The organism is Aquimarina latercula DSM 2041 (assembly GCF_000430645.1).
Taxonomy (GTDB): Bacteria; Bacteroidota; Bacteroidia; order Flavobacteriales; family Flavobacteriaceae; genus Aquimarina; species Aquimarina latercula.
Map to the genome: position 1 here is coordinate 479,154 of NZ_KE387185.1, position 20,828 is coordinate 499,981.

26 protein-coding genes and 1 tRNA gene are annotated in these 20,828 nt (G+C 31.4%); 16 read left to right on the forward strand and 11 right to left on the reverse strand.

The genetic code is table 11. The features are described 5' to 3' along the window. The 5 genes from H526_RS0119970 to H526_RS29700 all read left to right on the forward strand — a co-directional run bounded on the left by H526_RS0119970 (position 1) and on the right by H526_RS29700 (position 4,374). Positions 1–1,287: a DUF2254 domain-containing protein gene (locus tag H526_RS0119970; RefSeq protein WP_027394641.1), complete on the forward strand. Its 1,287-nt coding sequence runs from the start codon at positions 1–3 to the stop codon at positions 1,285–1,287. 1 nt (position 1,288) lies between these two features. Then, positions 1,289–1,891: a DUF2652 domain-containing protein gene (locus tag H526_RS0119975; protein WP_027394642.1), complete on the forward strand. Its 603-nt coding sequence runs from the start codon at positions 1,289–1,291 to the stop codon at positions 1,889–1,891. Between the two features lie 204 nt (positions 1,892–2,095). Beyond that, entirely contained in the window at positions 2,096–2,602 is a 507-nt protein-coding gene (locus tag H526_RS0119980) for a Dps family protein (protein ID WP_027394643.1), read from the forward strand. Between the two features lie 32 nt (positions 2,603–2,634). After that, positions 2,635–3,105 carry a hypothetical protein gene (locus H526_RS0119985; RefSeq protein ID WP_027394644.1) on the forward strand — a complete coding sequence of 157 codons (471 nt, stop codon included), beginning with the start codon at positions 2,635–2,637 and terminating at the stop codon, positions 3,103–3,105. Between the two features lie 207 nt (positions 3,106–3,312). Further along, the gene (locus H526_RS29700) at positions 3,313–4,374 is read left to right on the forward strand and encodes a response regulator transcription factor (RefSeq protein ID WP_035086108.1); all 1,062 of its coding nucleotides are present in this window, start codon (positions 3,313–3,315) and stop codon (positions 4,372–4,374) included. A gap of 11 nt (positions 4,375–4,385) precedes the next feature. On the opposite strand, the gene H526_RS0119995 is transcribed toward H526_RS29700, so the two are convergent. From H526_RS0119995 to H526_RS0120005, 3 genes are read right to left on the reverse strand one after another with little or no spacing between them, the layout of a single operon-like run. Beyond that, entirely contained in the window at positions 4,386–4,595 is a 210-nt protein-coding gene (locus H526_RS0119995) for a DUF6327 family protein (protein WP_035086439.1), read from the reverse strand. A 13-nt stretch (positions 4,596–4,608) separates the two neighbouring features. Beyond that, positions 4,609–4,956: a hypothetical protein gene (locus tag H526_RS0120000; RefSeq protein WP_027394646.1), complete on the reverse strand. Its 348-nt coding sequence runs from the start codon at positions 4,954–4,956 to the stop codon at positions 4,609–4,611. After that, positions 4,956–5,285, reverse strand: a complete 330-nt coding sequence (locus H526_RS0120005) for a YtxH domain-containing protein (protein WP_027394647.1) — start codon at positions 5,283–5,285, stop codon at positions 4,956–4,958. The genes H526_RS0120000 and H526_RS0120005 overlap by 1 nt, the downstream gene beginning before the upstream one ends. Positions 5,286–5,475: 190 nt before the next feature. Between H526_RS0120005 and H526_RS0120010 the strand changes: the two genes are divergently transcribed. The 4 genes from H526_RS0120010 to H526_RS0120025 all read left to right on the forward strand — a co-directional run bounded on the left by H526_RS0120010 (position 5,476) and on the right by H526_RS0120025 (position 8,781). Continuing rightward, a complete protein-coding gene (locus H526_RS0120010; protein ID WP_027394648.1) occupies positions 5,476–6,837 on the forward strand; it encodes an NAD-dependent succinate-semialdehyde dehydrogenase in 1,362 nt (453 codons plus the stop codon). A 27-nt stretch (positions 6,838–6,864) separates the two neighbouring features. Further along, complete coding sequence (locus H526_RS32185; RefSeq protein WP_162897369.1) at positions 6,865–7,017, forward strand: hypothetical protein; 153 nt, start codon at positions 6,865–6,867, stop codon at positions 7,015–7,017. A 269-nt stretch (positions 7,018–7,286) separates the two neighbouring features. Next, positions 7,287–7,745, forward strand: coding sequence for a hypothetical protein (locus H526_RS0120020; RefSeq protein ID WP_027394649.1), 459 nt, complete (start codon positions 7,287–7,289; stop codon positions 7,743–7,745). A 193-nt stretch (positions 7,746–7,938) separates the two neighbouring features. Beyond that, positions 7,939–8,781: a mechanosensitive ion channel family protein gene (locus tag H526_RS0120025; RefSeq protein WP_027394650.1), complete on the forward strand. Its 843-nt coding sequence runs from the start codon at positions 7,939–7,941 to the stop codon at positions 8,779–8,781. Between the two features lie 119 nt (positions 8,782–8,900). Here the strand turns inward: H526_RS0120025 and H526_RS0120030 are convergent, their stop codons facing one another. The 5 genes from H526_RS0120030 to H526_RS0120050 all read right to left on the reverse strand — a co-directional run bounded on the left by H526_RS0120030 (position 8,901) and on the right by H526_RS0120050 (position 12,213). After that, positions 8,901–9,581 (reverse strand): type 1 glutamine amidotransferase domain-containing protein, encoded by a 681-nt coding sequence (locus tag H526_RS0120030; protein WP_027394651.1) that lies wholly within the window; start codon positions 9,579–9,581, stop codon positions 8,901–8,903. 11 nt (positions 9,582–9,592) lie between these two features. Further along, positions 9,593–9,892 carry an HPF/RaiA family ribosome-associated protein gene (locus H526_RS0120035; protein WP_027394652.1) on the reverse strand — a complete coding sequence of 100 codons (300 nt, stop codon included), beginning with the start codon at positions 9,890–9,892 and terminating at the stop codon, positions 9,593–9,595. 100 nt (positions 9,893–9,992) lie between these two features. Continuing rightward, positions 9,993–10,604, reverse strand: a complete 612-nt coding sequence (locus H526_RS0120040) for a nitroreductase family protein (protein ID WP_027394653.1) — start codon at positions 10,602–10,604, stop codon at positions 9,993–9,995. A 718-nt stretch (positions 10,605–11,322) separates the two neighbouring features. Then, positions 11,323–11,396, reverse strand: a tRNA-Ala gene (locus tag H526_RS0120045). A gap of 10 nt (positions 11,397–11,406) precedes the next feature. Continuing rightward, on the reverse strand, positions 11,407–12,213 hold the full coding sequence (locus tag H526_RS0120050) for a universal stress protein (protein ID WP_027394654.1): 807 nt from the start codon (positions 12,211–12,213) through the stop codon (positions 11,407–11,409). Positions 12,214–12,401: 188 nt separating this feature from the next. Here H526_RS0120050 and H526_RS0120055 point away from each other — a divergent pair, with 188 nt between their 5' ends. The 3 genes from H526_RS0120055 to H526_RS0120065 all read left to right on the forward strand — a co-directional run bounded on the left by H526_RS0120055 (position 12,402) and on the right by H526_RS0120065 (position 15,212). Next, the gene (locus H526_RS0120055) at positions 12,402–12,902 is read left to right on the forward strand and encodes a GNAT family N-acetyltransferase (protein WP_027394655.1); all 501 of its coding nucleotides are present in this window, start codon (positions 12,402–12,404) and stop codon (positions 12,900–12,902) included. Further along, positions 12,899–14,230 carry an MATE family efflux transporter gene (locus tag H526_RS0120060; RefSeq protein ID WP_027394656.1) on the forward strand — a complete coding sequence of 444 codons (1,332 nt, stop codon included), beginning with the start codon at positions 12,899–12,901 and terminating at the stop codon, positions 14,228–14,230. Before H526_RS0120055 ends, H526_RS0120060 begins: the two co-directional genes overlap by 4 nt. 214 nt (positions 14,231–14,444) lie before the next feature. Continuing rightward, on the forward strand, positions 14,445–15,212 hold the full coding sequence (locus H526_RS0120065) for an enoyl-CoA hydratase/isomerase family protein (protein ID WP_027394657.1): 768 nt from the start codon (positions 14,445–14,447) through the stop codon (positions 15,210–15,212). 145 nt (positions 15,213–15,357) lie between these two features. Here the strand turns inward: H526_RS0120065 and H526_RS0120070 are convergent, their stop codons facing one another. Then, complete coding sequence (locus tag H526_RS0120070; RefSeq protein ID WP_027394658.1) at positions 15,358–16,203, reverse strand: NmrA family NAD(P)-binding protein; 846 nt, start codon at positions 16,201–16,203, stop codon at positions 15,358–15,360. Between the two features lie 124 nt (positions 16,204–16,327). Here H526_RS0120070 and H526_RS32400 point away from each other — a divergent pair, with 124 nt between their 5' ends. The 4 genes from H526_RS32400 (at position 16,328) to H526_RS0120085 (ending at position 18,014) form a co-directional block, all read left to right on the forward strand. Beyond that, a complete protein-coding gene (locus H526_RS32400; protein ID WP_245591219.1) occupies positions 16,328–16,504 on the forward strand; it encodes a winged helix-turn-helix transcriptional regulator in 177 nt (58 codons plus the stop codon). Next, positions 16,477–16,677, forward strand: a complete 201-nt coding sequence (locus tag H526_RS29705) for a winged helix-turn-helix transcriptional regulator (RefSeq protein WP_245591220.1) — start codon at positions 16,477–16,479, stop codon at positions 16,675–16,677. The genes H526_RS32400 and H526_RS29705 overlap by 28 nt, the downstream gene beginning before the upstream one ends. A 70-nt stretch (positions 16,678–16,747) precedes the next feature. Continuing rightward, positions 16,748–17,203, forward strand: coding sequence for a 6-pyruvoyl trahydropterin synthase family protein (locus H526_RS0120080; RefSeq protein WP_027394659.1), 456 nt, complete (start codon positions 16,748–16,750; stop codon positions 17,201–17,203). Positions 17,204–17,240: 37 nt separating this feature from the next. Beyond that, positions 17,241–18,014 (forward strand): UDP-2,3-diacylglucosamine diphosphatase, encoded by a 774-nt coding sequence (locus H526_RS0120085; RefSeq protein ID WP_247666396.1) that lies wholly within the window; start codon positions 17,241–17,243, stop codon positions 18,012–18,014. 59 nt (positions 18,015–18,073) lie between these two features. Here H526_RS0120085 and H526_RS0120090 read toward each other — a convergent pair whose 3' ends face one another. Continuing rightward, positions 18,074–19,615 (reverse strand): Ig-like domain-containing protein, encoded by a 1,542-nt coding sequence (locus H526_RS0120090; RefSeq protein ID WP_027394661.1) that lies wholly within the window; start codon positions 19,613–19,615, stop codon positions 18,074–18,076. 209 nt (positions 19,616–19,824) lie between these two features. Beyond that, complete coding sequence (locus H526_RS0120095; protein ID WP_027394662.1) at positions 19,825–20,802, reverse strand: ABC transporter ATP-binding protein; 978 nt, start codon at positions 20,800–20,802, stop codon at positions 19,825–19,827. Between the last annotated feature and the right edge of the window lie 26 nt (positions 20,803–20,828).

A 20,828-nucleotide genomic window follows, 5' to 3' on the forward strand; every position in this document is an offset into this window, starting at 1 on the left:
ATGAAGTCGACTTTAAAGTTTTTAAAAAGATTAAAAAGCGCTGTATTTCATAGCATAGCTTTTTATCCAATCCTTATTAGTTTAGGTTTTTTTTTATTAGCAATTACGTTATTGTATATTGAGAATTTAAAAGTTATAGACTCTATTAAAAATAAGGTCACCTATCTCATAGTTCAGGATAATGAAACTGCAAGAACAATTTTGTCAACTTTGTTTGGAGGAATTTTATCGTTGACTGTTTTTAGCTTTACTATGGTAATGGTAGTGCTTAATCAAGCTTCTTCTAACTTTTCTCCAAGGTTACTTCCTGGATTGATATCCAATAAAAAACATCAAATAATTTTAGGCTTTTATATAGGGACGATATTATATACTATTATTGTTTTAATGTCATTGGGCGCATATGGATCGTCGAATAATGTAGGCTTTTCTGTAATGATAGCAGCAGCTTTAGGCGCATTTTGCATAGGCTTATTCGTATATTTTATTCATAGTATCTCTCAAGCTATTCAAATACATAATATTATAGACAAGATCTATAAATCTTGTATTAATTTGTTTACCAAAGAAAAAGAGGATCAAGAAAAATTCGATTATAGTATAGAAGATATTCCAGATAAATTTTGGAAAACAATTAATAGTAATAAAACAGGTTATTACAGATCATTTGATCAATTCTTTCTTATGGATTCATTAAAAATGGAAGAAAATATCATTGAAATAATCCCATATCCAGATCAGCATGTTTGGAAGGGAGATCCAATACTAAGAATTGAGAAACCGATTACCAAAGAAGAATTAGAATCTCTGCACGTTTGTGTGTATATTTTGTCTAATAGACATGAGGATGATAGTGGAGTTGGTGGGATGATAAAACTCACAGAAGTTGCAGTGAAGGCTTTATCACCTGGAATTAATGATCCAGGTACAGCAATCAATGCTATTTCTAAGATAGGACAATTATTGTACGAAGCGCTACAAATTCAACCTAAAACTGTTATTTCTGAAAAGAATTGTAAGATCAAGGTTATACATAATAAGATTCCAGCTGCAGAAATGATGCGCATCATTATAGAGCCAATAAGACAATATTCTAAAGCGGATAGTTCTGTTTCCTACGAATTATTGAATGCTTTAATTTTCTTGGGAAATAGCAAAAATATATGTTCTGAGTATAAAGAAGCTGTACAGTCAGAGATAGAAGCCCTAATACATGATTTGAAAGATAATATTACCAATAATAATGATCTAAAACGTATCTTAATGCTATTGAATAAACAAAGTTAGAATGGAATCGGAATCAATACTAATCTGTATACCGGATATTAGTGGTTTTACGGAATTTATGAGTTCAACAGAAATTGAATTGAGCTCTGAGGTAATTCCTGCTTTACTTAATAAGGTAATTTATGCAAATGAAATTGGACTCAAGGTATCCGAAATAGAGGGCGATGCAGTGTTATTTTATAGACCTGGAGAACTACCAACTTTTAAAGTGCTTATAGATCAATGCAGAAAATTCTATGATGAGTTTTATTCTCAATTGAATATATTATATAAGAAACATTCAGACAATAAAGAAAGAGAGCATATCCCAAATATGTTAGGATTAAAAATTGTTTTACATCTGGGGAAACAAGTTAGTGCGGTTCCTATTGGTAAAAATATAAAACTGATGGGAGAGGATGTAATTATTGCACATCGTTTACTCAAGAATAAGGTGCCAATAGACGAGTATATTTTATTATCAGAAAACCTTTTGTCAGAATATAAGGATCATATTATCGATCGTAATTTTGGTTGGGGAAAACTTCACGACAGAGAAACAGAATATGAACATATTGGAGAGGTTAATTATAGTTATATTGATTTAAGACCCCTGCAATCCTAATTTCTTCATACAAAAAAGTCAATTTTAAATAATTACTTCTTTTCTAGAGGATTAAGACTAGTTATTACCTATTTACGATAGCGTTAAGATAAATAGTATATGAGCAAATAACACCTTGTTCGTTAAAGTATCTTTGTATTAACTAAAATGAAGCGCTTCTTTTTAGTTGATTTTAATAGAATACTAATCTTAAAAAAAATTGCTATGAATTATTTAAATATAGATGAAAAAAAATTGTTACCAGTTGTATTAGAACTCAATGTTTTACTGGCGGATTATAATTTATACTATCAAAAGTTAAGAGGTTTTCACTGGAATATATTGGGGAAAAACTTTTTCGACCTTCATGTAAAGTTTGAGGAATTATATAACGATGCAAAGGTAAAAATCGATGAGATAGCGGAACGTATTTTAACCTTGCAACATCATCCGGTAAGTCAGTTTAAAGAATATATAAAATTAGCTGATGTAGAAGAAGTTTCTCCATTGATGAAGGACACAGAAATGATCGAAGAACTGTTAAAAGATCATGTAAAGATTCTAGCACAAATGCGAGTAGTTCTTAAACATGCGGATGAAGCAGGTGATGAAGGGACTATAGATATGATTGGAGCATACATTCGTGAGTTGGAAAAGTTCAGCTGGATGTTAAACGCTTGGTCAAAAAGCACATCAGATAAATTAGATACTAGCTTAATTAGAGAAGCATAAACATTTTAATAAATTAAATACTCAACAACAATATGAATATCTTAAAAACAATAATGGCATTACTTATTTGCTTCACGGTAGCTACTAATGCAGTATCGCAAAGCGATTCACAAAGGATAAAAACTAAAACAACTAAAACGTTCGAGTTTAAGAAAGATGGAAAAACAATTCCCTATAGAATTACTGTTTATAAAACCAGTAAAACTCCTTTAAAATTAAAGAAAGCAGATAAAGGAAAGTTAAATCAAGGTAAAAAAGAAGTGTCGACTCAAGTAACAAAATTGATTTATGTAGATAATGATGTTTGGAGTGACTATGATAAATATATTGTACTACGTTATAATAAAGATCCTAGTGATAGTTTTGAATTAAAACAAACAGAAAAGGGTTTCAAAGTAATTGTGGATAACAAAAATGTAGAATACATTTTTGGAGAAGGTGTATACTTCGTTAATAACGAGGATCGTGATTTCTTCTTTGTGGACGAATTCGATACCATCTAGATCTTAAATACATTTTTTTTAAAACACATAGGATAGTTTTCTATTTTTAGAGAACTATCCTATGTGTGTTTATAGAAAGGAATAGAGGTCAAAATGAAGTTGTTTTTAACAAATTTTTACAAGTAAGATTTTCATAAAAATCATTTTGTTTATTATTTTTGAAAAAAAGTTAAACAAACTTAATAGTTATTGTTAAATCTTTAGTTCATGTATAATTACCCTAACCAACCACTAGAAATAAATATAACAGCCCAAGATACAGAAGGAACCGTAAAACAGATACAACAGGTTATAGGAGGAGAAATTAAAGAAAGATGGGGAGAGTATATCCTTACAGTCAATAATCTTAATGCTCACGGTACGATTAGGTTTATCACTTTTGATTGGGGAGTTAGTTTGTTGGAATATGATATTATATTTCATGAGGAAATAATCTTAAAGATGGATGCTTCAGAATACAACCCTATACACTTTGCTTATTGTTTAGATGGGTTTTGTGGACATCGTTTCGGTTACCAAGAAAATATACACACTTTAGAAAAATTTCAATCCGTTATCATTACTAGTAGGGATGGTGGATTTAATTACGGGTATTTTCCGAAGGAAGAAAAATTGGAGATTAATGTCATTCAGATAGCTAGAAATAAATACCTAAAAAAGAGATTAAATAATGTATCTCAACTTAATGAAAACCTATACAGGATTTTTATGGATGAAGATCATGAAAAGGCCTTTGCCTATTTTGGAACATATAATCTAAAACTAGCAGATCAGATAGGAGCTTTACGTAAGGTAAAGCAAAAAGGAATGATTAGAATTTTACAAATCGAAGGAATGGTTTATCAGATTCTTTCTATGCATATACAGCAGCATGATCGTGCTATGAAAGAGAAGGTATTACCGACAACTTTGTTAAAAAGGGAGTTAAAAATAGTAAGAAATCTTGCGAAAGAAATTATTAAAAATGTATCAAAGGATTATTGTTTAGAACAATTATCTGATGAAACTGGGCTTTCCCAAGCTAAACTTCAGGAAGGATTTAAGTTATTATACGCTAGAACTGTTACAGAATATATACGTCATGTAAGATTAGAAGCTGCAAGAGATTTGATAAGAAACACGGATATGAATATTTCCGAGGTTGTATATTCAATAGGATTTAGTAGTAGAAGTTATTTTTCAAAAATTTTCAAACAAAAATATAATATTAGTCCAAACGAATTTAAAAATAGTGTAGAAAGTCCTGTAGAACAAGTAGTAGCGGGATAGCAGAAGAAAAACTATTTAAACATTCTTTTTATCAAATAAAGAAGACCATATTTTTTAAGTGCACTTAAAAAAGTAGACATCCATTGGTAAGGCTGGAGATCCTCTTTAAATTCGGATTTTGCTAATTTCATTTCTTCTAACGAAATTTGTCTCTTAAGTTGTAATGTTTTTAATTCATTATGAATTTCCTCAAATGAAGTGTATACTTTTATTTTTTTCATACTATTAGAAGTTTTAATCAAAAAATTCTTTCGAAATTTTTCTTATGATATAGTGATCGATCTTTTTTCTCATTAAAAAACTAATAGTAGAAAATAAGAATAACGCACCTGCTATTATTAAGCAGGCTACAACGGTACTATCCAATAATTTGCCTAACCAGATTGCTCCAGCAACGGTGCTAAAAATGATTCCAAGAAAAACCAATCCCCCAATAATAAATAATTTGGTTATAGAACTAAAAGATCTGGTTAGTTGTTGAAATACTTTTAACTTATAATATTCTTTTGAGTGTTTTATATAAGATTCTCCAGAGTCTAAAGCTTTATTGGATGTTTCGTTTAGCGCTTCAAAAACTCCCATTATGATTTTTGTAATTTTTTGTTTTTAGCTTTCAATTCGTTAAGCTTTTTTTCTAAAGTAGTAATAAGATCCTCAGCTTTATAACTGGCATCAGATACTAAAGATTCAACCTTAGTGTCTAAAGTATCTTTTTGAGCAACTACAGTGTCTGTAATTTTATGTTGAAGAATAGAAGCCTCTCTAGTTAGATTTTCTTTTGCATTTTGTGCTTCATCAACTATTTTTTTTCTGGTATTAACTCCTTTATCGGGAGCAAATAATACGCCTAAAGCTGCTCCTACTGCAGTTGCTGCTAGTATTCCTAATAGAGAATTGTTGTTAGAACTCATAATATATTGTTTAAAGATTAATTTCTTCTTCAAAGTTCTGAAAACATACTCATTATGTTTAACTCAAATCGTAACGATGTTAACGTAAACGCATTTTGGTAAAAGGATCAACATTTATTTTAAATGCGTTCATCCTTCCTTTATTTCGAATTTATCTTTGGAGCAGATTAAATTTATAATACTATATCTAATGTCTAATAAAATAGAAACAAACTATCCCTTTACAGGAGAAGTTTTAAAAGAATACAATTTGTTTACAGATAAACAAGTAGAAGATGTCTTAAAAACTTCGAATAAAACTTTTCTTGCTTGGAAAAGAACATCAATTTCCGAGAGAACAGATCTTTTAAAAAAACTGGTTTCTATTTTAAATAAGCAGAAAGAAGTATTGGCTAATTTGATAACGCAGGAAATGGGTAAGCCTTTTAAAGAAAGCGTTTCGGAAATTGAAAAATGTATTTGGCTAGGTGACTTTTATATAAGGAACTCAGAACAATTTCTTGCTGATAGTATTATCGAGACAGAGGCTAAGGAAAGTTTTATAAGTTATGATCCTTTAGGAACTATTTTAGGAATTATGCCATGGAATTATCCATTATGGCAAGTAATGCGTTTTGCTATTCCAACCATTACAGCAGGGAACACTGTGATACTTAAACATGCCAATAATGTAACTGGATGTTCATTAAAAATTCAAAATATTTTTGAAGAAGCGGGGTATCCAGATGGTTGTTTTATGTCAGTAATTGCATCCCACAATCAAATAAATTACATGATTGGTAATGATATTGTAAAAGCAGTAAGTCTAACAGGTAGTGAAAAAGCAGGTCGAAAAATTGCAGAAACGACGGGAAAACATCTTAAAAAGCTTGTTCTTGAGTTAGGCGGAAGCAATGCTTGCATCGTGTTAAAAGATGCAGATTTAGAAAAACATATAGAGACTATGGTTACTGCTAGAATGCAAAATGCAGGTCAAAGTTGTATCGCTGCCAAAAGATTTATTGTCGAAGAGGAAATTTACGATAAGTTTTTGAGTCGTTTTAAAGCCAATATCGAAAAATTAAAATTCGGAAGTCCACTTGAGCCAGAAACTGATATAGCGACCATGGCAAGAGTTGATTTAGCAGAAGAAGTTGAACAGCAAATTAGTGACTCTGTCAAGAAAGGAGCAAAAGTATTGATCGGTAATAAACGTGAAAAAGCCTATTTTGAACCAACGATTTTAACGGATGTAGAACCAGGAATGCCTGTGTTTGATGATGAGGTTTTTGGTCCCGTAGCCTCAGTAATAAGAGCAAATAACGAAAAGCACGCAGTAGAACTAGCTACCAATTCTAAGTACGGTTTGGGGACCATGATTTTTACCGAAAAAATCGAAGAAGCTAAAAGGTTAATTGGAGAAATCCAAGATGGGGCTTTATTCATTAATGAAATGGTGAAATCTGATCCTAGATTACCTTTTGGCGGAACTAAATACTCAGGATATGGAAGAGAACTTTCTAAAGAAGGAATACTGGAGTTTGTAAATAAAAAAACGGTTTACATAAAATAATTGAAGTAAAATAAAAAGAAAATACAAATGAAATTTATAAAAGAAGAAGAAGAAAATAGAAGAGATTACATTTTTCAGAAGAATAAAAAAACAATAACTGGAGCTAAATTTATTGTAATAGTTCTTGCACTTTTGATAGTCGGAGTAATTGCATCAGGAATATTTCTAGAATATTTTTAAATGAATCAATCATAATTTGGAAAGAGGTAATGTCTATTGTAAATCTAAAATAAATTAGTAAAAGTCAATATTTGTAGTAACGAAAAGAATAAAAATTTTTTAGAATAAATAAAAGATAATAAAACACATTAGGTAGATCTATATTGGTACGAAAATAATTGTGTGAATTGATAGATGATTAGATTTGATTAATGATGATTGGGGGATTGGATTTGGGGTATTCAATTCCCCTTTTTTTTAAAATGTAATAATTAAATAAAAGATAAAAAATGGCAAAAATAAAACAGATAATATTAGACAGAATACCAGAATATGTAGAAGTAGATGATCATAAAATAAATAATATTATAGTAAATACAGAAATCGAATTTCATCCATTAGATATAAGTGGCAATATGGAGTATTTGCTGCACCTTTTCGTTTATGATATGCATGGAGCCAGTGATGTTCCTGTGTTGATTTCTAATTGGGACGAAACTAAAATTGTAAGGGTAGAACAGGATGATAGAAAAGATGATTTTTTGTGTAAAGAAAGTGTACTAATTAAATGTGATCAAGCAAATAAAAAAGAATTAGTGATTAAGACTCCAATGTCTGTGAAATTAGGCAAACTTCAGGGTAACAGTTCTGTGTATCATAGAAACTTTAAGGTGTTTGGAACGTTAATTCCTGCAGTATTTAGGGCATCTAAGTGGTCAGAAGCATTTGAATCTAAACTGGTTTTTTAGTAATAAATTTTGACTAGACATAGACAAAGATTCGAAAATTTGTCATAAGTGAAAGAAAATTTGGAGCGATAACAAAGAAAAAGAATAATAGTAGAACATCAAGTAAAAAATTGAAGTATATCTTGATTAATATAATCTTTAATGATGGAAAGGGAAATAATCAAGTTGATAATAGATAAAAATTAATCGTAATATGGAAAAATTAGGGCTTATCGCAGAAAACTGGAATCAATTTATTGCCTGGGTATGGGATTTTGTGCCAGGATTGATTTCTGCTATTCTAATATTTTTGGTAGGAGTGTGGGTTATCAATATTTTTAGTAAGGCACTTCGTAAATTTTTTCAAAGGAAAGATTACGATGTTACTTTAGAAAAATTCTTATATGACTTAATTAATATTGGTCTGAAAATCCTTTTAATTGTATTGGTTGTGACCCAACTTGGTGTTCAAACATCCTCTTTGGTTGCAATATTAGGAGCAGCAGGATTAGCAATTGGTCTAGCTCTTCAAGGTTCATTGGCAAATTTTGCAGGAGGTGTCTTAATTTTGTTTTTTAAGCCTTTTAAAATAGGAGATTTTATCGAAGCACAAGGAGTTTCTGGCACAGTAAAAGAAATTTCAATTTTTACTACAAAACTAAACACATTTGGGAATCAATTAGCAGTTATTCCAAATGGTAAAATTTCTAACGGAAACATAATTAATTATTCTTCAGAAAATAAAAGAAGAGATAAAATAGAAATAGGAATATCTTATAAAAGTAATATCAAGGATGCAAAAGACACTTTGTTAGAATTAATTGATAGTCAGGAAAAGGTAATTAAGGATCCTGCTCCAGAAATATATGTGTCAGAACTTGGAGAGAGCTCAGTTACTCTATCGTTGCGTTATTGGGCATTAAATGATGATTTTTGGGAAGTTCATTTCTACATAATTGAGGAAGCAAAAAGACGTTTAGAAGGTAAAGGTGTATCAATACCTTTTCCACAACGTGAGATTCGATTGATTTCTGATAACGTATCAAAGAAGAACTAACTAAAGTATATTGTTGGATAAAAACAGTTACATTATTTATTCATTGATGTTTTAAAAATATTAGAAAAAAGCAAAATCCCCTGCTTTTTTCTAATATTATTTTTTGATCAGAAAAGTAATTAATTCTTAAGAAGATTAAATAATTTTTCTACTACTTTCTCTGATGATGCGGGATTTTGCCCAGTGATAAGATTATTATCTTGTACTGCATAAGGTTCCCAGTCATTTGCTTTACTGTAAGTGCCTCCATTTTCTTTTAGCATGTTTTCTACCAAAAAAGGAACTACTTCTGTAAGTTCCACAGCGGCTTCCTCACTATTGGTAAAACCAGTCACTTTCTTACCTTTAACTAAATAATCTCCGTTAGATGTTTTTACATTTTTTAATGCGGCGGGAGCATGGCAAACAAGACCAGTTGGTTTTTGGTTTTCATAAAAAGATTGAATCAATCTAATAGAATCAGTGTCGTTAGATAGATCCCATAGTGGTCCGTGACCTCCAGGATAAAAAATAGCATCATAGTTTTTTTCGTCTATCTCAGATAGTTTGATTGTTTTGCTTAACTTATCTTTTAATGCTTCGTCTTTATGGAAACGTTTTGTAGAATCAGTTTGATTTTGTGATTCATCGCTAGAGGGGTCGATAGGAGGCTGTCCGCCTTTAGGAGATGCCAGCGTAATGTCAACACCTTTATCTATTAAATAATAATAAGGAGTGGCGAATTCTTCGATCCAAAATCCTGTTTTTTTTCCTGTATCCCCGAGTTTATCGTGAGATGTTAAAACAAATAGTATTTTCATGATTTTATTTTTTAATAAGTTTTCATTTTTTCTTTTCTTCTTTCTAATTGATCTTTTAGATCGCTAATAGTTTTAGATATAGCGTCTTCAAAATTTAATTCATCAGAAGAAGCATATAATCTTGGTCCAGGAGCACTTAAACGAATTCCACAAATATGACCAGTGCCATCTGTTTTATTTTCTTTTTTAAAGAAAATATCTCCACGAATGACAAATGAATATTTTGTGGATAGATCATTTAGTTTTTCTTGTACAAAAGATTCCAATCTATCGCTTTTACTTATGTTAGTGTATTCAAAAATTGTTTTCATTATTAATGTTTTATGGTAACTGCTATCATAATAATAGGGAAACCTGATAGTGTTTGTTGTTTCAATTATTATTGAGCCCTATTTATCAATCTCTTTAAGACTAAATAACTTCGTTTGGTATGTAATTACCGTTAAAAGTGAAATTTAGTTGAGGCATTCTTGTTCTATGTTCTGGAGTTTCTTGTGTTCTCAAATCTTCAGGGAGATCTTCGATATTGCCTCCGTAATATCCTAAGGCTATGGCGGTGACCACATGGTATTCTTCGGGAAACTTAAACTCTTTCTTCGCCTGCTCGTGGTTTACTCCTGCCATTTGATGAAGTGCAATACCTAAATGTTGAGCTTGGGCAGTAACATTTCCCATATATAGCCCTAGATCGTGTAATGCGTGAAAGTTTTCTTCTCCTTGATCTGTGGTTTTTTTAAATGCATTGAGAAACAGAGCGGGAGCATTTATGGCCCAAGATTTATTAAAATCGCTTAAGCAGTCCAATATTCTATCATATGTTTTACTTCCTTTTATACCCCATATCGTTCTCCAAGGTTGTCTGTTATATGAACTTGGCGCCCACCTTCCAGCCTCTAAGATTGTGCGTATTTCGGTTTCTGATATTGAAGTTTTTGCAAAAATTCTTGGAGAATATCGATCTTTAAGTATTGGTAAAATTTCGAGTTTTGTTTCTTTTTTAATATTTTTATTTTCTAATTCCATGCTTTTTTCTTTTTTAAAAATGTAACTTCAGATAAAGGTAGATTTCCTGTTCTGAATTAAGGTGCTGAAAAAAGAGATAGATTAACTCAAATCATTTTGAATATGTATTAATTGTTGGCTATAAGTTTTATTTGTTGATTTTAGAAAACCATAATAGCGACAAAAGAAGAGCCATAAAGGATTAAAAATCCTAGAAATAATAGTAATAATGATTTAATTAGTCTTTGTTTAAAGTTTATTTTTCGTTTCATTTAAATTATTTGTTGTTATTAGGTAATGCATTTTCGACTTTTCTTTTTTTAATTGTAAATAAGGGAATCCTTTTAACAATTAAATATGAGCCTTGGATTTAGATTAGGATAGAAATTAAAGCTATAGCAAATACGAAAAGGGAAATGCTGGTTAATACGATTAAATTTTTATTTCCATTATATTTCGAATCAACAGTTTTCAGGATTAATATTTTTTTCTTAAACTAAAAATATTTAAAACTAGTTAGTTTAGTACTGTACATTAATTAAAATAGAATCCATTCAAGCGATGTCAAGCTCTTTAACGGTGTTTAACCATTATGAGTCATTTTTAACATAAGAACTGTTAAATAAACAGTTTTAAGGTTAATGTCATTAACAACTATTTTGCAACTTAATTTTGGATATAGTAATACTACGTTACGAAACGGAATGTTTGTAATATTAGTAATGTATCTGATGATCTGTGGAGAAGATGGGACTCGAACCCACGACCTCTTGACTGCCAGTCAAACGCTCTAGCCAGCTGAGCTACATCCCCTGATTATAAGTTAATCACGCAATGCACCCTTAAGGACTAATAAAGGAATCCTACTTTCAAAATCTTTTTTCAATATGGTATTCTCCTCCCATAGTTTAGCAAAAAAACCTCTACTACGCCTAAATACACATAACAAATCTGGATTGTTCTCATTAAGATGTTCTAAAACTCCCTGAAACAAGGTTGCGTTTTCTGAAGATTTATAGGATGTTATAATTTCTGCTAAATCTTTCTGAAATTCCGCGTCTTCGGGCAAAAATTCTTTTGTTTTAACCTGAAGTAATTTTATTTCTGAATCAAAAGCACTTAGAATTTCTTTTATGGGGTTCAATGTTTTTTGCTTTTTAATGACTCCTGATTTTATAGCCATTAATGTCCTATTGATTGGCTGAAAAACATAATTCTCGGGAACAATTAATACAGGTATCTCTGTTTTCTTTAGTAAACTTCCAGAGGTCTCTCCAAGGAAATAAGAGTTTTTGATATCATGGCTTTCCGAACCTAGAACAATTAAATCTATAGAGTGTTTTAGATTAAATTCTGGAATAGCTTCTAATAGATCACCTTCTAGCGGAAGGGCAATGACCGATACACCTTTTTTTTCTACTTGAGCAAATTTTTCTTCAATTGTTGTAACCGAAATATTTTTTAGTGTTTCATTTACCGAAGGGAGACTACCGGATCTAGGTAGTTCTTTAAAAACTTGTACGGCGTAAATGGTTCCTCCTAGTTCTTTTGCAAAATCAATTGCATATTGAAGTCGTGCGATACTTACAGAGTTTTCTGATAGTCCTAAAGGAACAAGAATATTTTTCATTTCTAAGCTTAATTTGTGTGTCAGGATGCAAAATTACAATTTTTGAGCAGTAAATCTCTCTTTTGATAGGTTGAAGATATACGGGTTATTATTTCTTTTCTTAAAGTTTATATAAAATGATGTTTTGTTATACTATAAGTCGTTTTCTTAGAAGGAATAGTTTGTATTTTTGGCATTTGTAAAAAAGTATGATCCGTAAAGCTACACTTTCTGATTTAGACGCTATTCATAAACTAACCCAGTCTTGTGCTAGGGCTATGATAGCAAAAGAAATTTATCAATGGAATGAACACTACCCTACTCGATCACGTTTCGAAAAAGACATTGAATTACAAGAGTTATATCTTTTAGAAGAAGAAAATTTGATTAAAGGAATTATTGTAATTACTGAATTGATGGATGATGAATATATACCGATCAAATGGATTACCAAGAATAAAAATAATATCTATATACATAGATTAGCTGTACATCCTGATTATTGGGGTAAAGGATATGCTCAGGAACTAATGAGTTGGGCAGAAGCTTACGCAAAAAATAATAACTATGTATCAGTTCGTCTAGATACATTTAGTGAGAATAAAAGAAATCAAAAATTTTATGAAACTAGAGGATATAGGAAATTAGGAAATATTTTCTTCCCTAAACAAAGTGAACACCCCTTTTATTGTTATGAACTTGTATTGTGAGCAGTGTTATAAGTTTTAAAAATATAAACCGATTGGCAATTCCTGCGATCATTGCTGGAATTGCAGAGCCTGTATTATCAGCTACAGATACTGCAATTGTTGGTAATATTCCAATAAATGGAACAGAATCCCTTGCTGCTGTAGGAATCGTTGGTTCATTTCTTTCTATGTTGATATGGGTTTTAGCACAAACTCGAGCAGCAATTTCTGCTATTATTTCACAATATTTGGGAGCGGGCAAATTGGATGAGATAAAGACACTACCTGCGCAAGCAATTCTTTTTAATATTGGATTGAGTATTACCATTCTTTTAGCCACAGTTCCTTTTATTAAAGAAATTTTTATTCTTCTAAAAGCAGAAGGATTGGTATTGGATTATTGTATTTCTTATTATAGTATCAGAGTGTGGGGCTTTCCATTATCCCTTTTTGTATTTGCAATTTTTGGGATTTTTAGAGGATTACAAAACACATATTGGCCGATGATTATTGCTATTATAGGAGTTGTAGCAAATATTATATTGGATTTTGTTTTAGTTTATGGAATACAAGGTTTTTTAGAACCAATGTATCTCGAAGGAGCAGCATGGGCAAGCCTATTCTCTCAGATTTTAATGGCTGTTTTGTCATTAGTATTATTACTTAAAAAAACGGAGGTGTCATTGCGATTAGAAAAACTTTGGCACCCAGAGATGAAACGTTTTTTGGTAATGAGTGGAAATCTATTCATTCGTTCTCTTGCATTAAATACTACATTACTTTTGGCAGTAAGAGAAGCGACAAGCTTAGGAACAAACTATATCGCGGCTCATAGTATTGCGATACAATTATGGTTGTTCTTTGCATTTTTTATTGATGGATATGGAGGTGCTGGTAATATTTTAGGAGGGAGATTATTAGGGGCAAAAGACTATACCAACCTTGTTTCGATGGCTAAGAAAGTGAATATTTATGGAGTTATTGTAGCTTGTATCTTAGGAGGAATTTCGTTACTAATTCCTGAACGATTAGGTTTGATCTTTACTAAGGATCCAGAGGTGCTAAATGTATTTATAGGTTTCTTTTATTTAGTTGTAATCGCTTTGCCAATTAATGCGTTAGCATTTGTAGGTGATGGAATATTCAAAGGGTTGGGAGAAACTGGTTTTTTACGAAATGTATTAGTAGGATCTACTTTTTTGGGTTTTATACCAATGTTATTAATTGCTAGATATTTTGATTGGAAACTTTATGGAATATGGATTGCAATTTCAGTTTGGATGTTAATTAGAGGGGTAGCTTTGGTTATTAAGTTTAGGAATAAATATTATCCATTAGCAAATGTTTAAAATGCAAATTTCATAATTACCATCACAATAATGACGTATAAACAGATTAGAAAAGCTACTAATCTAAATTTTTCTAAATACTTTTTTTCCATAAACCAAATATAATTTATCAATTAAAAAACGTAAACCCGTGAAAATACGGGTTTTATATTGTGGTTAAGAATGTAGAATGAGAGTCTAAAATATTATTTATTTTTATCAAAAATCTAGCTTAATGACTACTACAAGAACTAACGGAAGTTTATATACACATTCGGATAATCATATTGCAACCATAGAGTTTGGACATCCGTCTAGTAATTCTTTTCCATCAGAATTATTAGAAAGATTAACAAAAGCTATTGATATTTTATCTGATGATGCATCAATTTATGTGATTGTTTTAAAATCGGAAGGAGAAAAAGCTTTTTGCGCGGGGGCTTCTTTTGATGAACTTGTATCAATTACAAATTTAGAGGATGGAAAAAAGTTCTTTTCCGGATTTGCCAATGTAATTAATGCTATGAGAAGATGTAAAAAACCAATCATTGGCAGAATACAAGGAAAAACTGTTGGAGGAGGAGTTGGATTAGCTTCTGCTTGCGATTATTGTATGGCTACAGAAGCAGCTTCTATTAAGTTAAGTGAATTAACGATTGGGATAGGACCGTTTGTAATAGAACCAGCTGTATCAAGAAAAATAGGATTAGCGGCTTTCGAAGCACTAGCTTGGGATGCTTCTCAATGGAAAAATGCCTATTGGGCAAAAGATCAAGGGCTATTTACTAGAGTTTTTGAAACGATAACAGAATTGGATAAAGAGGTACAATTGTTTGCCGAAAAATTAGCTAGTTATAATCCACGAGCTACTGAAAAAATGAAAGAAGTAAATTGGAAAGGAACAAGTCATTGGGATGAGTTATTAATTGAAAGAGCTGCTGTTTCTGGAGAGTTGGTGCTTTCTGATTTTACAAAAGAAGCGTTAAAAAAATTCAAAAAATAAAACAAATGGATATTTTAAATTTTTTAGGAGGAAATGGACTATTCTTAATTCTGGGAATCATATTAGTAGTAGTTTACTTTTATAATAAAAGAAAGAGAAGATAAATATCAGGATGTAAGCATCCCGATATTTATACATTTGATTTTTATAAGAAATCTCTTTTTAAAACTGCTTCTAAACTTTCGGGTTCTTGTCCTGTTAGATCTTTTATAGCTGTTGTTACTTCGCTTACTTTCCCTTGTTTAATCATTCCGTAAACAGGAATCATATAATCCGCAATGAAATCTGGAGCACCAGATTCTTTTAACACCTCTTTATAGGTGTTTTCATCTGGATTTGGATATGTGATTTCTCTTTCTAATAGGTCACTTAGCATAGAGGCAACATCAAAATGAGAATAGGCTTTTGCTCCTGTAAGTATATGAGTTTCTTTAACTCTATTCTGATCTGTAAGTAATTCAGCGATGGCACTTCCAACATCTCTAGAAGAAACAAAGGATGATTTACCTTCTCCTGCAGGAGAAAAAATAATATTACGATCTTGAATATTTTCTCGCTCATAGTTACCGAAATTTTGCATGAAAAATCCAGGACGAACAATATTCCAATCTAAAGAAGAACCCCTTAGCTTTTCTTCCATTTTTTTATGAAAAGGTAATTCTTCAAGATTTTCCATTCCATTCCCCGATAAATATATGAGTCGTCCGTTATAGTTATCCTGTAAATAATCAACAAAAGGTTCTAGTAATTCATAGAGCCTAGGGTTTAATGGAGGGCCTAATAAGAAAATTCCATCTGACTGCAAAACTTCCCGATACGATGCTTTATCCTCATAATCAAAGTACGTTCCAGTAACCGAATTTTCAAAAATGTCTTTGACTTTTTGGGTATTTCGAGTACCTGCAATTATATGTTCTTTTTTAGTAAGTAGGTTGTTTACTACTTCTTTTCCTATAGTACCTGTAGCACCAGTAATAAAATAAGTTGACATAATGATGATCTTTTTTGTAACAAGGTAAATACATTAGTATCTTAGTGCAAGTAGGTACATAAAAGTGCAGTAGTTTCTTTTTCTATACTAATATTGATTATCAGTATTTTAAAAATTGAATTTTATGAGTTTTTTATCAAAAAAAGAATGTGAGGGTCCGATAAAATGCCCAGTAATGACAACACTTAGTGTTATTGGAGGTAAATGGAAGCCTGGTATTTTATGGGAATTGCAAAACAATGAAATACTGCGTTTTGGTCAATTAAAAAAAGATTGGGAACTATTACTCAGAAAATGCTGACACAGCAATTACGAGAGTTAGAAACTGATGGTATTATAATAAGAAAGATTTATCCCGAAGTCCCTCCACGTGTGGAGTATTGTTTATCTGATTATGGTAAAAGTTTGGCTCCTGTACTCAATGAAATGGCAAATTGGGGTACAGGACATTTACAAACAATCACTAGTAAATAGCTCTTATTTACGTTTTAAAATAAAATAGAAAATAATCTTCACTAACTTTGCAAAAAAGTTTGATCAAAAAATGAGTAAGATTAGAATTACCAAGAAGTTTACTTTTGAAGCAGGGCATGCACTGTATGGATATGATGGTAAATGTAAAAATCTACATGGACATAGCTACAAGTTAAGTGTAACTGTAATAGGAGAACCGATTACAGATACATCTCATGTAAAGTTAGGAATGGTTATGGATTTTGGAGATCTAAAGAGAATAGTAAAGAAGGATATAGAAGATGTATTTGATCATGCTACTATTTTTAACAAAAATACCCCGCACTTAGAATTAGCCCAGGAGTTAGAAAAAAGAGGACATCATGTTATTTTGGTGGATTATCAGCCATCTACTGAAAATATGATCATCGATTTCGCTGCTAAAATAAAAGCTAAACTTCCTGAAACGATAAAATTACACTCCTTAAAGCTCCAAGAAACAGAAACTTCTTATGCAGAGTGGTATGCATCAGATAATGATGAATAACGAATATTTTTTCACTTCATAGTATCTATAGAAATTAATGAAAAAGATAAGTTTATCCGAAGGTAAAAAAATATACTTTGCATCTGACAATCATTTAGGAGCGCCAACTCAAGAAAAAAGTTTTCCTAGAGAACAAAAATTTGTAAAATGGTTAGATGAGGTTAAAGAAGATGCAGGGGCTATATTTTTATTAGGAGATCTTTTTGATTTTTGGTTCGAATATAAAACAGTAATTCCGAAAGGTTTTACAAGAACTTTAGGGAAACTTGCAGAAATTACTGATGCCGGAATCCCGGTTTATTATTTTGTCGGAAACCATGACCTCTGGATGAATGGATATTTCGAAGCAGAATTGAATATTCCGGTATTTCATAAGCCACAAGAATTTACTTTTAATGAAACTACATTTCTTATTGGTCATGGTGATGGATTAGGTCCTGGTGATAAAGGATATAAACGAATGAAAAAAGTATTCACAAACCCTGTTGCAAAATGGTTTTTTCGTTGGTTACATCCGGATTTAGGAGTAAAATTAGCACAATATCTTTCTGTAAAAAACAAATTGATTTCTGGAGACGAGGATGTCACTTTTCTTGGAGAAGAGAATGAGTGGCTAGTACAATACTGTAAACGAAAATTAGAGATAAAACATACAGATCATTTTGTTTTTGGTCATAGACACCTTCCAATGGAAATAAACCTAAATGATAAATCTAAATATACAAACTTAGGAGATTGGATCATACATTATACATATGCAATCTTTGATGGTGCCGAAATGAAGATGATGAAGTATACAGAAAATGAATAAAAAAAACGGATAATCATTTTTTGATCATCCGTTTAAGATATTTATAAAAGTAACTAAGATTATTGTTTCGCTATTTTCTTAGTTATTACAGTATTATCCAATTGTACTTTGATAATGTAAAGTCCACTAGAATGCATACTTCTTCCCATGTCATCTAGTGAGATTGATTTAGTTCCAGATTCCATAGCTCCAGTATTTTTCTTAGCGATACTGTTTCCTTTTAGATCTATAATTTCTATAGAAGAATAAGAAACTTTTTGAGGTAGTGAGATTGTAATGCTAGCATTATCTAAAGTCAACGGAACTGGATATACACTTATAGAATAAGATGCTTTACTCCCTTTTACTATTTCGTTTATTCTATTTGGATTTAGACCGCTAATTACAAATTTTTCCCAGGCTCCGATGGCATTTCTATTGCAATTAATGGCCTTGTTTCCATTTTCATGACTTACGTATTTACCATTATTTCCTTTGATCGCATAAAGATCACCTCCCAAAGACTCTAAAGTAAATTTTTCCCAAGACCCAACTGCATTTCTGTTACAGTTCATAGGCTTTCCTCCATTTTCTGAACTTACATACTTTCCATTACTTCCTTTAAAACTCACTGTTCCGTTTCCGGCAGATTCCATAATAAATTGTTCATCTGTACCAGCATTGTTTCTGTTGGCTTGCATGGTTCGCGTACCTCCTTCAGAGCTTACATATTTATTAATACTTTGCCCAAGTATAGTTACAAAATCATCCGTTCCGTTATCATTTCCAACGGTAAAAGAGATCGTTTTAGTGGTTTTAGCTCCTTTACTATCTGTTGCTTCAGCTCTTAACGTATAATTTCCTTCGCCAAGATTCTTTAAGGCGTTATCTTGATTATTGTTATTCCAAGTATAAGGGCTAACATTTTCTTGTCTGATAAAAGAATCATTAAGATATAATCGTACGTTACTAACACCGTCACTGTCAGTTGCAGTCACAATAGCCTCTATAGTTGCAGGAGCCGAAAAAGATGCATTGTTTGATGGAGTTGTGAATGAAGTGTTAGGACCAGTGTTGTCTCCGTTTCCGTCTCCATCACCTCCAAATCGAGGTCTAGAACTTAACCAGTCCATATCAAATTTAGGCCCTTTACATTGACACCCTTTGCTACCTTGGTCTACACGACCAGGACATACTTTTTCATCTTTAATTCTCTTACCTTGTATAGTAATGGCGTCATCATGCCCGGGTTCGTTGCCACATTGTATTGTATTATATCTGGGATCTCCATTTGCTAAATCTCTATAACTAGGGTGTTTTTTAAGCTCATCACAGATATCTTTAATATTTCTGCCTTGTCCATTAATATCAATTTTGAAATTGCCAACACCGTGATCAAAAGAGGATTTACAAAAACAAAAGCCATTTGCTTGATAACTATCTTTCCACGAATTTGCATTAGGAACAATTCTCACACCTTGGTCAAAAGTATCTTGACCAGTACAACCCGTATCTTCGACATTGGCTTTAGAACTATTGGTTGGGCTTGGTTGTTGGGCTATTGAAATATTGACGACAAATAAAAGTGCTAAAAACTTTAAAATAAATAGTTTACGTTTCATGGTATATTGGTTTTAAGGGTTAATATTTTAAAAGATAACAATAATTATCGGTGATATATATAAAAAACACCAACTTTAAAGATACCTTAATAGAGGGAATCAAAATGTAATTAAATAGAATCCGTAGAGGATTAATTAGTCTACGTAGGATCTGGTTCGATCAAGTATTCAGGATACTATTTTTAAGCTCTAAATTTGATAGTCTTAGACTAAATATTTTTTGTTCTAGAAGTAAGTGTTTTTTCAGAGACATGTATCGCTACTTCTTTAGAATTTTCTATTGCGTATGGGTGTTCAATAAAAATAATTTTATTATTAAAAATAGCTTCAATTAGATAATGATTTCCATTAAAATAGGACTTTTTTACCCTGACTTTTATATCAGAGTTCTCGACAATTTGTAATTCGTGAGGATATAATAGGATTGTTTGATCGTTATTAAAATCTGGTAAAAAAGTATTGATCGGTAATTGATTTACTTCGCCAAAAAGTGATGCAATGTAATAGTTTTCTGGATTATTATAAATATTTTTTGTATTCCCTTTACTGATAACCTCTCCATTGTGGATTACAATTGTTTCTTCGGCAAAAGAAAGTATATCAGTTTTATCGTGAGTAGCAGTGATACTAGTGATCTTATTTCTTTTTAGATACGTAAAAAGATTTCTTCTTAGGGAACTACGTCTGAAGTTATCAATATTACCAAAAGGTTCATCTAATAGTAATAATTCAGGTCTTTTAGCTAATGCTTTTGCCAATGCTACACGTTGTTTTTGACCACCACTTAAGTTTTCAACCTGGGCATCCGCAAATGGTAACATTTCTACTATTTCTAAAAGCTCATTAACACGACCAATTTTTAATTCAGGTTCAAAATTGGATAGATATTGTCCTATATTTTCAGAAACTGTTCTATATGCTTGTAGTTCGAAGCCTTGAGATAAGAATTTCATATTTTCTTGTCCTGGAACCAAGTTATAAGCAGGGCCTAATATTTCTTGATCATCCCAGAATAACGTTCCTTGGTTTGTGTCTAAGAGTCCGTAAATTATTTTTAACAAGGTGCTTTTTCCGCAACCACTTGCTCCAATAAGTGCCACGTGTTTCCCCTTTTCAATAGTAAAATTGATATTTTTTAAAACCGGAATGGTATTATAGGCAAAGGAAACATTTTTAACTGTAAGCATATTTCAAATATAAATAACTTCAATAA